Genomic DNA, 13,586 nt, shown 5'->3' with positions numbered 1-13,586 from the left:
TGGTCATCCTGTGCATTCTCGGGCAGTCAGTTGCAGCTTGAACTTCGTTGCGAGCATAGTTACTTGTGTGAAGCGTGCCGCCGAACTCGAGGGTTCCCCGGCCAACCCCTGCCACCCCCACAGGCGTTGGACCGCTCGGACGTTCGCGGTGCCGGGCCCGAGCGGAACACCCCTCCTCCGTAGGCCCGTTGTTCACCGTTCTGTGCCTCTGGCTGCTGCCGCCCCCCCACGGAAGGCGACCACCGTGTCCCCCCACACGACCTCCTCACCCCAGCCCTCGGACACCCGGCTCTCGGACAGCCGGCCTTCGGACACCCGGCCTTCGGGCAGCCGGTCCCTGGACACCTGGAGCCCCGAGCGGGCGCACTGGATCGAACTCCCGGCACACCGCTCCAGCGTCTCGGTGGCCCGCCGCTCGATGAGCGCCCGGCTGGCCGCGTGGCGGCTGCCGGTCGAGCTGTGCGCGGACGCCGTCCTGCTCGTGTCCGAGCTGGCCACCAACGCCGTACGGCACACGCTCGGCACCCGGTTCCTGTGCGGCGCGGGACTCGTCACGGACGGGCGCCTGCGCCTGGAGGTGCACGATCACGACCGTACGGGACGGGGGCTGCCCCGCTGCGAGCCCGGACCGGACGACGAGGGCGGTCGCGGTCTCCTCCTCGTCGAGCAGCTCGCCGAGGCCTGGGGAGTCGACCGGTCGAGGCTCACCGGCGGCAACGCGATCTGGGCGACGATGACGGCCTGAGCGGGCGCGGGAACCGGCACGCCGGCCGGTCCCGGCGGCTCAGCGCCCGGCAGGGGTCAGTTCGGCCAGCAGCAGGGTGCGGTCGTCGGCTCCGGCCGCGCCGGAAGGGGCGTGCAGGAGCCGACGGCACAGGGACGGCAGCGCGTCCTGCCCGCCGCCGTCCACGGGCTCGACGCCGGCCGCCGCGTCCACGGTGCGCGCGAGGCGGGTGATCTCCTGGTCGATGTCGGCGTCGCGGGACTCGACCAGGCCGTCGCTGTAGAGCACCAGCAGGGCCGGATCCGGCACGCTGAGCACGGTCTCCTCGTAGCTGCCCGCCCCGAGCCCCAGGGGCAGGCCCGCCCCGGTCAGCCTGACCGGGGCGGTGCGGCCGTCCGGGCCGCGCAGCAACGGGGGAGGGTGGCCCGCCCCCACCAGGGTGCAGGTGCGTCGCCGGGCGTCCCACTCGGCGTATATGCAGGTCGCGAAGGAGATGCCGGGGGAGTCCCCGGCGAGTGTGTCGAGCCGTCCTATGAGGTCGGCGGCGGGGATGTCGAGCGCCGCCAGGGTGCGGACGGCGGTGCGCAGCTGGATCATCGCGACGGCGGACTCCGGGCCGTGTCCCATGGCGTCCCCGACGATCAGGCTGACCCGGTCGCCCGGCCGCTTCAGCACGTCGAACCAGTCACCGCCGACGAGATTGCCCTGCCCGGCCGGCAGGCAGCCGTGCGCGGTGCGGCAGCCGCCGAACTCCTGGGCCGTGCCGGGCGGCAGACTGTTGCGGATGGCCAGCGAGGTCCGCCGCTCGCGCTCGTAGCGGCGCGCGTTGTCGAAGGCCACGGCGGCCCGCGCGGCCAGCGCCTCCACGGCGGCCACGTCCGCCGGGCCGAACGGCGCACGGCCCGGTCCGCGCGTGCAGGTGACGAAGCCGATCGCCAGGTCCCGCAGCCGCAGCGGTACGACCAGGAGGCCCGCCACACCCAGCAGATCGCGGACGCGGGCCTCGCCGTCCCCGGAGGCGAGGAGCCGCTCGGACGCATGCGGGTCCACCGCGTCGAGCACCTGAGCCTGCCCGGTGGTGAGCGCGCGGGCGTACGGCGTGTCCCGGGGGAAGGAGATCACCTCGCCGACCGGCAGCGTGCCCTCCCAGTCCTCCCGCGCTCCCGGCCCGACGCGCAGCGCCGTCCGGCGTGCCTCGATCCTGGGCGCGTCCACACCGGCGTGCGCGTTCTCCTCGACACGCCACCGCTCCAGCAGGTGGACGGAGGCCGCGTCGCAGAATCCGGGGGTCAGCGCGTGCACGACATGGCTGCCGGTCATCAGCAGATCGAGTTCCGAGCCGATGGCGTCGGCGGCGGGGGAGAACACCGACCGGCGGGGCGAGGGCGCAGCGGAGGAGACGTTGTCGGTGCGGCTGCGCGGTTGGTTCCGCAGGGTCGTGCCTTTCCAGTGGGGTCCGGCCCGCGGCGGGAGATCCGGGGAGCACCGCGCGCCGTCGCAACTATATGATGGCGCGTCATGTCATCGGGTCCGGAACCGAGTTGCGGCAGGAGCGCCATCACGGACCGGCAGGTCCACCGCAAGCAGGCGGCCGGCGGATCGGTCGGAACGGCCGAAAGTCGCTCGACCCTCCGAAGCCCGGAAGCCCGGCACCCTCGGGCCCACCCACCGGGTCCCTCCCTGTGGGGATACCGGGCCCTGTGGGGATACCGGGCCGAGGTTGAGATACCGGGCCGAGTCGGCAAGGGTCTGCCGGTATGGAGTTCTTCTGCTATCACCGTGATCGGCCCGCCTCCGCCACCCTGCGCGACGAACTGCTGGAGGGGCACTGGTCCTACATGGACCGGTACGCGGAGCGGATGATCGCCCGCGGCCCGACGTTCGCCGTCGGCGGCGACGCGCCGACCGGCAGCGTGCACATCGTCGATCTGCCGGATGCGGCCGCCGCTCGCGCGTTCGTCTTCGACGAGCCCAACTACCAGGCCGGTGTCTACCGGGACGTGCTGCTTCGCCGGTGGCGCAACATGCTGGGCCGCACCATGTGGGACTTCCCCGGCGGCCGCAGCGGTGGCGACCGGTACCTGGTCCTAGGCCTCGGCCCGGGAACGGACGACGGCCTCGTCGTGCCGCCCGGCCGGGACGAGCTGATCGCGTACGGGCCGCTGCTGTCCGACGACGGCGTCACCCGGGTGGGTACCGCGGTGCTGCTCAGGGCCCCCGACCCGGACTCGGCGCGCGCGGTCCTGGCTCCGGAGGGGTACGCCGACGTCGAAGTCCACGCCTGGCAGTTCGGCGGACGGCCGTGACGAACCCGCAGTCGCCCTCCGGCCGGCCGAGCGGCTCGGTCCGGAGCCTGTCGGCGAACGGCACTGCGGGCTCCCGTACCGATGCGTAGGGCCGGAGTTCGCCCTGTTCGCGGCGGGTGAAGCCCGGGGCGGGTGGACGGTACGGTGTCCACCCGCCCTTGGCGGCTACTCGCCCTTCGGCGCCGCCTGTTGCACCACCTCGAAGGACCAGAGGGTGGAGCCCGAGGCCGCGGGCTTGGGCCGGTCCCCCTCCGTGCCGCCCCGGTGGGCGGACTTCATCGGGCCCTCCATCCACGCCTGGAACGACTCCTCGTCACGCCACCGCGTGTACACCAGGTAGTCGTCGGTCCCCTCCATGGGGCGGAGCAGCTCGAACCACTCGAAGCCGTCCGAGTTCTCGACGGCGTGGGCTCGTGCGGCGAACCGCTTCTCGAGGGTCTCCCGCTGTTCCGCCGGGACGGTCAGTACGTTGATCTTGACTACGCTCATGTTCCCATCCTGCCCTCCCGCGACGCCCGGGCGGCGGACCACCCCCTCCGTGCGATCCGGCTGCGGCCCCGGCGGCGCCCTCTCCTGAATCTGGTCCAGACCAAACTCTTGACAGGGTCATTACTCACTTCTTAAATCACGTAGTGAACTAAGCCCCTGCCAGGGCCGGTTCGCACCCCCCACCCAATAGGCGCGGCCAGTGGCGAGCCGCCCGGCCGCGCCCACGGATGTCATGACCATGTCGTGACAGCCGTCATGTGTCATGAAGGGAGAGCCATGGCCTCTCCGCGCCCCCGGCGCCTGCTGCTGTCGTTGGCCTCGCTCCTCGTCTTCGCGTCGCTGTCCACCGGACCCGCGCTGGGCGTGTCCCCCACCGCGGCCGAATCCTCCACCCGCGCCGCCGCGGCACCCCGGGCGGCCGCCGTCACGTTCTCCGAGGAGTTCGACGGCCCCGCCGGTTCCGCCGTGGACGGCGCCCGATGGCAGACCGAGACCGGTGACAACGTCAACAACCACGAGCGGCAGTACTACACCGCGGGCAACCGCAACGCCGCTCTGGACGGCCAGGGCCATCTGGTGATCACCGCCCGCCGGGAGAACCCGGGCAACTACCAGTGCTGGTACGGACGGTGTGAGTACACCTCCGCCCGGCTGAACACGGCCGGAAGGTTCACCACGACGTACGGCCGGGTCGAAGCCCGGATGAAGGTCCCGCGCGGGCAGGGCATGTGGCCCGCGTTCTGGATGCTGGGCAACGACATCGGCCAGGTCGGCTGGCCCGCCTCGGGCGAGATCGACGTCATGGAGAACGTGGGCTTCGAGCCTGCCACCGTCCACGGCACCCTGCACGGTCCGGGATACTCCGGCTCCGCGGGCATCGGGGCCGGATACACCCTGCCCGGCGGACAGGCGTTCGCCGACGCCTACCACACCTTCGCCGTCGACTGGAGCCCGAACGCGATCACCTGGTCCGTCGACGGCACCGTCTACCAGCGGCGCACCCCCGCCGACCTCGGCGGACGGCAGTGGGTCTTCGACAAGCCGTTCTTCCTGATCCTCAATCTCGCGGTCGGCGGCTACTGGCCCGGTGACCCCGACGGCAGCACCGCCTTCCCCCAGCAACTCCTGGTCGACTACGTCCGCGTGAGCACCGACACCGCCCAGCCGGGCGGCGCCGGCCCGATCACCGGCATCGGCGGCAAGTGCGTGGACGTGGCCGGCGCCAACAGCGCCAACGGCACGGCCGTGCAGCTGTACGACTGCAACGGCACCGCCGCCCAGCAGTGGTCCGTGGGCGCCGACGGCACGATCCGCGCGCTCGGCAAGTGCCTGGACGTCGCCTCGGGCGGCACCGCGGACGGCACCCCCGTCCAACTGTGGGACTGCAACGGCTCCGCGGCCCAGCAGTGGGCCGTCCCCGCCGCCCGCGACATCGTCAACCCGCAGGCGAACAAGTGCCTGGACGCCGCGGGCGGCAGCTCCGCCAACGGCACCCGGCTGCAGATCTGGACCTGTACCGGTGTCTCTCAGCAGAAATGGACGGTGACCCGATGACCAGGAGGTTCCCGCACGGCCGCGCGGTACGCGGCGCGCTGGGCGTGGCGGCCGTGGCCGCCCTGCTCACCGGCCTGACCGGCACGCCGGCGAGCGGTGCCGCGGCGGCCGCCGGGCAGATCACCGGGATCGGCGGCAAGTGCGTCGACATCGCGGGCGCCGCCACGGCCAACGGCACGGCCGTACAGCTCTACGACTGCAACGGCAGCGCGGCCCAGCAGTGGACGGTGGGCGCCGACGGCACGATCCGCGCCCTCGGCAAATGCCTGGACGTGACCTCGGGCGGCACCGCCGACGGAACGCGGACCCAGCTGTGGGACTGCAACGGCAGCGCGGCGCAGCAGTGGACCGTCACCGCCGCTCGCGACATCGTCAACCCGCAGGCGAACAAGTGCCTGGACGCGACCGGCAACAGCTCCGCCAACGCCACCCCGTTGCAGATCTGGACCTGCACCGGATCCGCCAACCAGAAGTGGACGGCGCCCGGCGGGGGAGAGCCGGCACCCGGGCCGGGAGCCATGGCCGTCGCGCCGTACCTCTACAACGGCTGGGGCAGCCCGCCCAGCCCCACCACCGTGATGAACGCGACCGGCGTCAAGTGGTTCACGCTCGCCTTCGTGCTCAGCAACGGCTACTGCAACCCGCAGTGGGACGGCAGCCGCCCGCTGACCGGGGGAGTCGACCAGCAGACCGTGAACACCGTCCGGGGAGCCGGCGGTGACGTGATCCCGTCCTTCGGCGGCTGGAGCGGCAACAAGCTGGAGAGCTCCTGCGGCAGCGCGGGCGAACTGGCCGCCGCGTACCAGAAGGTCGTCAACGCCTACGGGCTCAAGGCGATCGACATCGACATCGAGGCGGCGGCGTACGACAGCCCGACCGTGCAGCAGCGCACCGTCGACGCGCTGAAGACCATCAAGGCCAACAACCCCGGCATCAAGGTGTACATCACCTTCGGCACCGGACAGAACGGCCCCGACAGCAGCCTGATCGGCAGGGCCGCCGCCTCCGGACTCACCGTGGACAGCTGGACGATCATGCCGTTCAACTTCGGCGGCGCGGGCCAGAACATGGGCCAGCTCACCGTCCGGGCCGCCGAGGGCCTCAAGACCGCGGTGAAGAACGCCTACGGCTACTCGGACGACCAGGCCTACCGGCGTACCGGCATCTCCTCGATGAACGGCATCACGGACAACAGCGAGACGGTGACCGTCGCCGACTTCCGCACCATCCTGGCGTACGCCCAGCAGCGCCACCTGGCCCGGCTGACCTTCTGGTCGGTCAACCGCGACCGGCCCTGCACCGGCGGCGGCGCCGACACCTGCTCGGGCATCGCCCAGCAGCCCTGGGACTTCACCCGGGTCTTCGCGCAGTACGCCGGCTGACCCGCCCGCGCACCCCGCCGACCCGTCCCTGCCTTCCCCTATCCCCACTCACGCCGTTCCGGCGGCACAGGAGAAGACGTGCTCCGCATCCCCCGACCATCCCTCGCCGGCCCCTGGATCGCGGCTTCCGTGGCCGCGGCCACGGCCGTCTCGGTCCTCACCGGCGTCCAGTCCGCCCGAGCCGCGACCGAGGCGGCCACCGCCCTCCCCGCCGGCTGGTCCACGGTCGTGAACTCCGGCAGCGGCAAATGCCTGGACGCCCGGTCCGCCGCGACCGTGAACGGCACCGCCGTGCAGCAGTACGCCTGCAACAGCAGCACCGCCCAGCAGTGGAGGTTCACCCCGACCAGCGACGGCTTCGTACGGATCGACAACCGCAACGACGCCCAGCAGGTCGTGGACGTGAGCGACGTGTCCACCGCCGACAACGCGGCCGTGCACCTGTGGGCGTACGGCGGTGGCGCCAACCAGCAGTGGCAGGCCGTCGACGAGGGCGGTGGCGCCTACCACTTCGTCAACCGCAACAGCGGAAAGTGTCTGGACGTCCCGTCCGCCTCGACGGCCGACAGCGTCCAGCTGGTCCAGTACACCTGCAACGGCACGGCCGCCCAGCGCTTCCAGGTCGCGCCCGTGAGCACCGCCCCCGGGGACGTCGACCTCGGCCCGAACGTCGTCGTCTTCGACCCGTCGATGTCGTCGTCCACGATCCAGAGCCGGCTGAACTCGATCTTCCAGCAGCAGGAGACGAACCAGTTCGGCTCCCAGCGCTACGCGGTCATGTTCAAGCCCGGCACGTACAGCAACGACGTCAACGTCGGCTTCTACACCCAGGTCCTGGGCCTCGGCCAGTCGCCCGACTCGGTCACGATCAACGGCGCCGTGCATGTGGAGGCCGACTGGTTCCCGCCGCAGAACGCCACCCAGAACTTCTGGCGCGGCGCCGAGAACCTGTCGGTCAACCCGACCGGCGGCACCGACCGCTGGGCGGTCTCGCAGGCGTCCGGCTACCGCCGCATGCATGTCCGCGGCAACCTGGAGCTGAGCGACGGCGGCTGGTCCAGCGGCGGGTTCATGGCCGACAGCAAGATCGACGGCCAGGTGCGGTCCGGTACCCAGCAGCAGTGGCTGACCCGCAACTCCCAGCTCGGCAGCTGGACCGGCTCCAACTGGAACATGGTCTTCGTCGGCAGTCAGGGCGTGCCGGCCAACAGCTTCCCCAACCCGCCCTACACCACGGTCGGTCAGACTCCCACCGTGCGCGAGAAGCCCTTCCTGTACGTGGACGCGGCCGGCGCCTACCAGGTGTTCGTCCCCTCCGTGCGGACCAGCTCCGCGGCCACCAGCTGGGCGAACGGGACCGCCGCCGGCAGCTCGCTCGGCATCGACCAGTTCTTCGTCGTCAAGCCGGGCGCGACCGCCGCACAGATCAACGCCGCTCTCGACGCGGGCAAGAACCTGCTGGTCACCCCGGGTGTGTACCACCTGAACCAGACCCTGCGGGTGACCCGCCCCGACACCGTCGTGCTCGGTCTCGGTCTCGCCACGTTCGTCCCGGACAACGGCGTCACCGCCATGACCGTCGCCGACGTCGACGGAGTGAAGGTCGCCGGTGTGCTCTTCGACGCCGGTACCACCAACTCGCAGACGCTCATGGAGATCGGCCCGTCCGGCGCCGCCGCCGACCACTCGGCGAACCCCACCTCCCTCCACGACGTCTACTTCCGGGTCGGCGGAGCCGCCGTGGGCAAGGCGACCACCAGCCTCGTCGTCAACAGCGACGACGTCATCGGCGACCACATGTGGATCTGGCGCGCCGACCACGGCACCGGAGTGGGCTGGACCACCAACACGGCCGACACCGGCCTCGTCGTCAACGGCGACGACGTCACCATGTACGGCCTGTTCGTCGAGCACTACCAGAAGCACCAGACCCTCTGGAACGGCAACGGCGGCCGGACGTACTTCTACCAGAACGAGATGCCCTACGACCCGCCCAGCCAGGCCGCCTGGATGAACGGCTCCACGCAGGGCTACGCCGCCTACAAGGTCGCGAACTCGGTCACCAGCCACCAGGCCTACGGACTCGGCAGCTACTGCTACTTCAACGTCAACCCGAGTGTGGCCGCCGAGCACGCCTTCGAGGTGCCGGCCAACCCGAACGTGCGCTTCCAGAACATGGTGACGGTCTCGCTCGGCGGCACCGGAACCGTCCGGCACGTCATCAACGACCGGGGTGGACCGTCCAACTCCACCACCAACGTGGCCAACCTGGTGAACTACCCGTGAGGTGAACCACCCACGAGCCGTCAGTCGCGCCGTGCTGCCCAGACCGTGCGTTCGGTGCGCACGGTCAGGTCGGTGCGGCGCAGGACGCTGTGCGGGCTGTCGGTGTCGAGCAGCCGGTCGAGGGCGGCCAGGTCCTCGGGTGCCAGGGTGGCGGCGACACCGCCGCGTATGCGGCGCAGACTGCTCAGGGCGTAGCGGCCCACCGCGTCGGTCCGGGACGGGCCGATGTCGACGGTGACGGTGCGTTCGGCCTCGACGGTGAAGCCGGCCTTCGCCAGCTCCGTTCCCCAGTCGGCGCCCCGGTGGGGGATCCGCTCGGCGTGCCGGTGGTCGAGCGCGGTATGGCAGCGCTCCTCGAGACCTGGAGCTTCCTGCGGGGCGCTTCCGGGCAGGAACCGGGGGAAGCCGGCCAGCTCGACGACGGCGAACAGTCCGCCCGGTGCGAGCAGTTCGTGGACCTGGCGCAGGGCGCGGTCGGGGTCGGCCATGTGGTGCAGGGAGGCCGACGCCCAGACCAGCTCCGGAGTTCCGAGTTCGGGCCACGCCGTCGCGTCGAGGTCGGCCCGCACGATGCGCACGCGGTCGGCCGCTCCGGCCGCGGCCGCCTTCTCGCGCAGGCGGCGCAGGTGGGCGTCCGAGACGTCGACGGCCGTCACCTCGGCCTCCGCGAAGCGCGCGAGCAGAGCGAGGGTGCCGGTTCCGGTGCCGCAGCCCAGGTCCACGATGTGGGTGGGGCTGGTCCCGACGGGCAGCCAGGCGGTGATGGACGCGATGTGTTCGGCGAGCACTTCCGCGTCCAGGTCGAGGATCTCCGACTGGTCGTCGGCGCGGTGCTCGTTCACATGCTCGTGCTCGTGCTTGTGCTCCTGCTCGTGAGGACGGTGCGTGGCGTGGTGCGTCGTGTGCGGGGAGGGGTGATTCATGCGCACACGCTAAGCGGGCCGACGGCGAGTGGCCGGGGCGGTTGCGGAATGCGCAAGACGATGGCCCGCCGGGTTGCGCGCCACGCAAGAAAGCGGTCACGGTGACGGGCGGTCCGCCTTCGCCGTGTCCTTCTCGGCGTCCTTGCCGCGCTGGTGGCCGCGGCGGGCGTCGCGGTCGAAGATGCCCAGCACCTCGCACGGTCCGCCCTCGGCGCCGATGGCGTGCGGCAGCATCGTGGGGAACTCCGCCGACTGGTTCGTCTCGACCCGGAAGCGCCGGTTGCCCAGCAGCAGGATCGCGGTGCCGGAGAGGACGACGAGCCATTCGCGGCCCGGGTGGGCGCGCATGCGCGAGGGATTGTCGGGCGGCGGGTCCGTCAGGCGCTGGCGTACCACGGTCACGCCGGGTTCCGCCTTCACGGGCCAGCGCATCTGACCGTGGGCCGCGTCGATCATCGGGTTGGAGACGACATCGTCCGCCGCGGTCTCGACCAGTTGGTCGAGGGAGGTCTCCAGGGCGCGGGCGAGGGTCACGAGCTGGTCCAGGGCCAGACGGCGCCGGCCGTTCTCGATACGGCTGAGCGTGGACTGGCTGACCCGGGCGCGGGCGGCCAGCTCCTCCAGGGACCAGCCCTGGGCCAGTCGCAGCGCGCGGATGCGTTTGCGTACCAGGCTCTCCAGCTCACCGGGTTCTTGCGTCATGGGCAACATTGTATGCGCAGGTGGCAAGGCGGGTGGGCCTCTCACGCACTCGCCTCGGTGGCACCCCCGAACCCCCACCGACGGCACGCTGTCACGCGGTGTCGAAGTCCGTTGCCCGGGAGACCTTCTCCCACGCGGAGAGCTCGGCCCGCACGGCGTCCAGGTGCCGGGTCAGGAAGTCGACCGCGTCGCCGCCGAGGGCGAGGCGGAGCGGGGTGTTCTCGGCGTCCAGCGCCAGCAGGATCGCCGCCGCGGCCTTCGCCGGGTCGCCGGGCTGATCGCCGTCGCCGCCGCGCACCAGCCGCCGGGTCGCGCCGACCTTCTCCGCGTACGCCGGGTTCTCCTCGGAGAAGTACGCGGCACCCTTGCCGAACAGGTTGGTACGGAACGCGCCGGGCTCGACGATCAGCACCTTGATGCCGAACGGCGTCACCTCGTCGGCCAGGCCCTCCGAGAGCTGCTCCAGCGCCGCCTTGGTCGCGCTGTAGGCGGAGAACCCGGCGAAGGACAACTGCCCGCCGAAGCTGCTGATGTTCACGATCGATCCACTGCCCCGCTCCCTCATCTGCGGCAGCAGTGCGCGGGTCAGCCGCGCCGGGCCGAACACGTGCAGTTCGAACAGGTCGCGCAGCTCCTGGTCGGTGGTCTCCTCGAAGGCCCCGACCTGGGTGCGGCCGGCGTTGTTCACCACGACGTCCACCCTGCCGTAACGGGCCAGGACGTCGGCGGCCACCGCCTCGACCCGCTCGCCGTCGGTGACGTCCAGGCTGATCGCCTCCGCACGGTCCGGGTGGGCGGCGACCAGGTCGTCCAGCGCCTCGACCCGGCGGGCCGTGCCGATCACCGTGTCACCGGCGGCGACCGCGGCCTCGGCGACGGCCCGCCCGAAACCGCTGCTCGCGCCGGTGACCAGCCAGACCTTGGCGTTCTCGCGCATCTTCGTCTCCCTCGTCGACTGCCGTGCGGGGCTCCCCGCCCGACGGCTCCCATCCTTCGCCGGGCAGCAGGACGGCGTCCAAGACCTGTTGTGATAGCCATGGGTCATGGACATCCATGCGCGTGATCTGCGCTACTTCGTCGCGGTCGCCGAGGAGTTGGGCTTCACTCGCGCCGCCGAGCGGCTGTTCGTCTCCCAGCCCGCGCTGAGCAAGCAGATACGGATGCTGGAGAGGCAACTCGGCGTGGTCCTGTTCGAACGGGACCGGCGGACGGTGCGGTTGACCGCCGTGGGGGAAGCCCTGTTGCCGCACGCCCGTGAGGTGCTGGCCGCCTGGCAGGCCGCGGAGGCGGCGGTACGGGAGGCGGACTCCGCCGAGCGGCGCACCCTGGTGATCGGCATGTCCACCAGCCCGGGCCGCGGGCTGCTGCCCGCCCTGCGGACCCGCCTGGTCTCACGGCATCCCGCCGCCCGGCCCGTTCTGCGACAGGTCAACTGGGCCGATCCCAGCGCCGGGTTGGCGGACGGATCCAGTGATGTGGCCTTCGTCTGGCTGCCGCTGCCCGACGAGGACCGTTACCGGTGCGAGGTGGTCGCCCTCGAGCCCCGCGTGGTCGCGCTGCCGGCGGGACACCCCCTGGCGGCGCGGGCCGCGTCCGACCCCGAGGGACAGGTGGACTTCGCCGACCTGCTGGCGGAGCCCTTCCTCGCCCTCCCCGCGGAGGCCGGCCCGCTGCGCGACCACTGGCTCGCCCTCGACGCCCGCGACGGCCGCCCGCCGCGGATCGGCGGGGTGGTGGCCAGCGCCGAGGAGACCCATGAGGCGGTGTCCGGCGGCCAGGGGATCGCGCTGCTGGCCACCGGCAACGCCCCGTTGATCGTCCGGGACAAGGTGATCGCCGTACCGGTCCGGGGCATCTCCCCGTCCCGGCTGGCGGTGGCCGCCGCCCACGACGACCGACGGCCCCTGGTGCTCGCCTACCTGGCCGCCGCGCGTGAGGTCGGAGTCACCACCCGCTGTGAGCCGGCTGCCGGAGCATGACCGACGTCGCCCGCCCCGGAGAGCCTCTCGGGGCGGGCGACGTCGGTGGCCGGTGCTACTTGGTGAGCGGCGCCAGCTTGGGGTCGTTCGCGTAGGCCTCGGCCGCGTTCTCCTTGGTGACGATGACCGGCGGCAGGAGGAAGGACGGGACGACCTTCTTGCCGTTGTCGTACGACTTGGTGTCGTTGATGGTCGGCTTGTCGCCCTTCTGGAGGGCCTTGACCATGTTGACGGTCTCCGCGACGAGCTTGCGGGTGTCCTTGTTGATGGTCGAGTACTGCTCACCCGCCATGATCGACTTCACCGACTCGACCTCGGAGTCCTGGCCGGTGACGACCGGGACCGCCTTGCCGGCGCCCTTGACCGAGGTGAGGATCGCGCGGGCGAGCGTGTCGTTGGGGGACAGGACGCCGTCGAGGGTCTTCTTGCCGCCGTAGGCCGAGGTCAGCAGCGAGTCCATGCGCTGCTGGGCGTTCTCGGCCTTCCAGCCCTGGGTCGCGGTCTGCTTGATGTCGGTCTGCTTCGAGCCGACAACGATGTCGCCCTTGTCGATCAAGGGCTTCAGCACCTCCATCGCGCCGTCGAAGAAGACCTTGGAGTTGTTGTCGTCCGGCGAGCCGGAGAACAGTTCGACCGTCCAGGGGCCCTTCGGCTTCTTCGCCTTCATGCCGTCGATCAGCGCCTGGCCCTGGAGCTGGCCGACCTTGAAGTTGTCGAAGGCGATGTAGTAGTCGACGTCGGGGGTGTTGGTGATGAGCCGGTCGTAGGCGATGACGGTGACGCCCTCGTCCTTGGCCTGCTTCACCTGGGTCGCGAGCTGCGAGGCGTCGGTCGCGCCGATGACGATGACCTTCGCGCCCTTGGTGACCATGGAGGAGATCTGCGCCTGCTGGTCGGCGACGGTGGTCGAGGCGCCCGCGTACTGGACGTCGGCCTTGAAGCCCGAGTCCTTCAGGCCACTGGTGAACAGGTCACCGGCGAGCACCCAGTTCTCCGAGGTCTTGGCGGGCAGGGCGACGCCGATCAGGGAGTCCTTCGCGAAGCCCTTGGCGTCGGCACTGTCGCTGCCGGTGGAGCCCTCGCGTTCGTTGGAACAGGCCGTGCCCAGGGTGAGCAGGGCGACGGCGCCGACGGCGGCGATGCTTCTGATGACGGATGTGCGCATGGTGGAGTTGACCCCTTCGTACGGTGCTGGTTGCGGGAGTGCGGTGTGCCGTCGAGCGCGGCGGGGGCGGTGCGGA

At 71.4% G+C, this 13,586-nt stretch carries 12 protein-coding genes; 6 read left to right on the top strand and 6 right to left on the bottom strand.

Features of this window, described 5'->3' with window-relative positions; translation table 11 throughout:
• The first annotated feature begins 244 nt into the window (after nucleotides 1-244).
• Nucleotides 245-745, top strand: a complete 501-nt coding sequence (locus tag ABT070_RS25420; protein ID WP_351764161.1) for an ATP-binding protein — start codon at nucleotides 245-247, stop codon at nucleotides 743-745.
• Nucleotides 746-784: 39 nt separating this feature from the next.
• Here ABT070_RS25420 and ABT070_RS25415 read toward each other — a convergent pair whose 3' ends face one another.
• Nucleotides 785-2,092 (bottom strand): PP2C family protein-serine/threonine phosphatase, encoded by a 1,308-nt coding sequence (locus ABT070_RS25415; RefSeq protein ID WP_351764160.1) that lies wholly within the window; start codon nucleotides 2,090-2,092, stop codon nucleotides 785-787.
• Between the two features lie 389 nt (nucleotides 2,093-2,481).
• Here ABT070_RS25415 and ABT070_RS25410 point away from each other — a divergent pair, with 389 nt between their 5' ends.
• On the top strand, nucleotides 2,482-3,030 hold the full coding sequence (locus tag ABT070_RS25410) for a YciI family protein (RefSeq protein WP_351764159.1): 549 nt from the start codon (nucleotides 2,482-2,484) through the stop codon (nucleotides 3,028-3,030).
• Nucleotides 3,031-3,195: 165 nt separating this feature from the next.
• On the opposite strand, the gene ABT070_RS25405 is transcribed toward ABT070_RS25410, so the two are convergent.
• Entirely contained in the window at nucleotides 3,196-3,519 is a 324-nt protein-coding gene (locus ABT070_RS25405) for an antibiotic biosynthesis monooxygenase family protein (RefSeq protein WP_351764158.1), read from the bottom strand.
• A 276-nt stretch (nucleotides 3,520-3,795) separates the two neighbouring features.
• On the opposite strand from ABT070_RS25405, the gene ABT070_RS25400 reads away from it, so the two are divergent.
• The 3 genes from ABT070_RS25400 (at nucleotide 3,796) to ABT070_RS25390 (ending at nucleotide 8,741) form a co-directional block, all read left to right on the top strand.
• A complete protein-coding gene (locus ABT070_RS25400) occupies nucleotides 3,796-5,073 on the top strand; it encodes a ricin-type beta-trefoil lectin domain protein (protein WP_351764157.1) in 1,278 nt (425 codons plus the stop codon).
• Entirely contained in the window at nucleotides 5,070-6,455 is a 1,386-nt protein-coding gene (locus ABT070_RS25395; RefSeq protein ID WP_451101185.1) for a ricin-type beta-trefoil lectin domain protein, read from the top strand. The genes ABT070_RS25400 and ABT070_RS25395 overlap by 4 nt, the downstream gene beginning before the upstream one ends.
• A gap of 78 nt (nucleotides 6,456-6,533) precedes the next feature.
• Nucleotides 6,534-8,741, top strand: coding sequence for a pectate lyase-like domain-containing protein (locus ABT070_RS25390; RefSeq protein ID WP_351764155.1), 2,208 nt, complete (start codon nucleotides 6,534-6,536; stop codon nucleotides 8,739-8,741).
• 20 nt (nucleotides 8,742-8,761) lie between these two features.
• Here ABT070_RS25390 and ABT070_RS25385 read toward each other — a convergent pair whose 3' ends face one another.
• From ABT070_RS25385 to ABT070_RS25375, 3 genes are all read right to left on the bottom strand, one after another.
• Nucleotides 8,762-9,664, bottom strand: a complete 903-nt coding sequence (locus tag ABT070_RS25385; RefSeq protein WP_351764154.1) for a class I SAM-dependent methyltransferase — start codon at nucleotides 9,662-9,664, stop codon at nucleotides 8,762-8,764.
• Nucleotides 9,665-9,760: 96 nt separating this feature from the next.
• Complete coding sequence (locus ABT070_RS25380; RefSeq protein WP_351764153.1) at nucleotides 9,761-10,366, bottom strand: helix-turn-helix domain-containing protein; 606 nt, start codon at nucleotides 10,364-10,366, stop codon at nucleotides 9,761-9,763.
• Nucleotides 10,367-10,457: 91 nt separating this feature from the next.
• The gene (locus tag ABT070_RS25375) at nucleotides 10,458-11,303 is read right to left on the bottom strand and encodes an oxidoreductase (protein WP_351764152.1); all 846 of its coding nucleotides are present in this window, start codon (nucleotides 11,301-11,303) and stop codon (nucleotides 10,458-10,460) included.
• Between the two features lie 106 nt (nucleotides 11,304-11,409).
• Here ABT070_RS25375 and ABT070_RS25370 point away from each other — a divergent pair, with 106 nt between their 5' ends.
• Nucleotides 11,410-12,345: a LysR family transcriptional regulator gene (locus ABT070_RS25370; RefSeq protein WP_351764151.1), complete on the top strand. Its 936-nt coding sequence runs from the start codon at nucleotides 11,410-11,412 to the stop codon at nucleotides 12,343-12,345.
• Nucleotides 12,346-12,400: 55 nt separating this feature from the next.
• On the opposite strand, the gene ABT070_RS25365 is transcribed toward ABT070_RS25370, so the two are convergent.
• Nucleotides 12,401-13,510, bottom strand: a complete 1,110-nt coding sequence (locus ABT070_RS25365; protein WP_351764150.1) for a substrate-binding domain-containing protein — start codon at nucleotides 13,508-13,510, stop codon at nucleotides 12,401-12,403.
• Nucleotides 13,511-13,586 lie beyond the last annotated feature (76 nt).

It is taken from the genome of Streptomyces sp. NPDC002884 (genome assembly GCF_040295245.1).
Lineage (GTDB): Bacteria > Actinomycetota > Actinomycetes > Streptomycetales > Streptomycetaceae > Streptomyces.
Note: the sequence above shows the minus strand (reverse complement) of the source record. Positions and strands in the feature narration are given on the sequence as shown.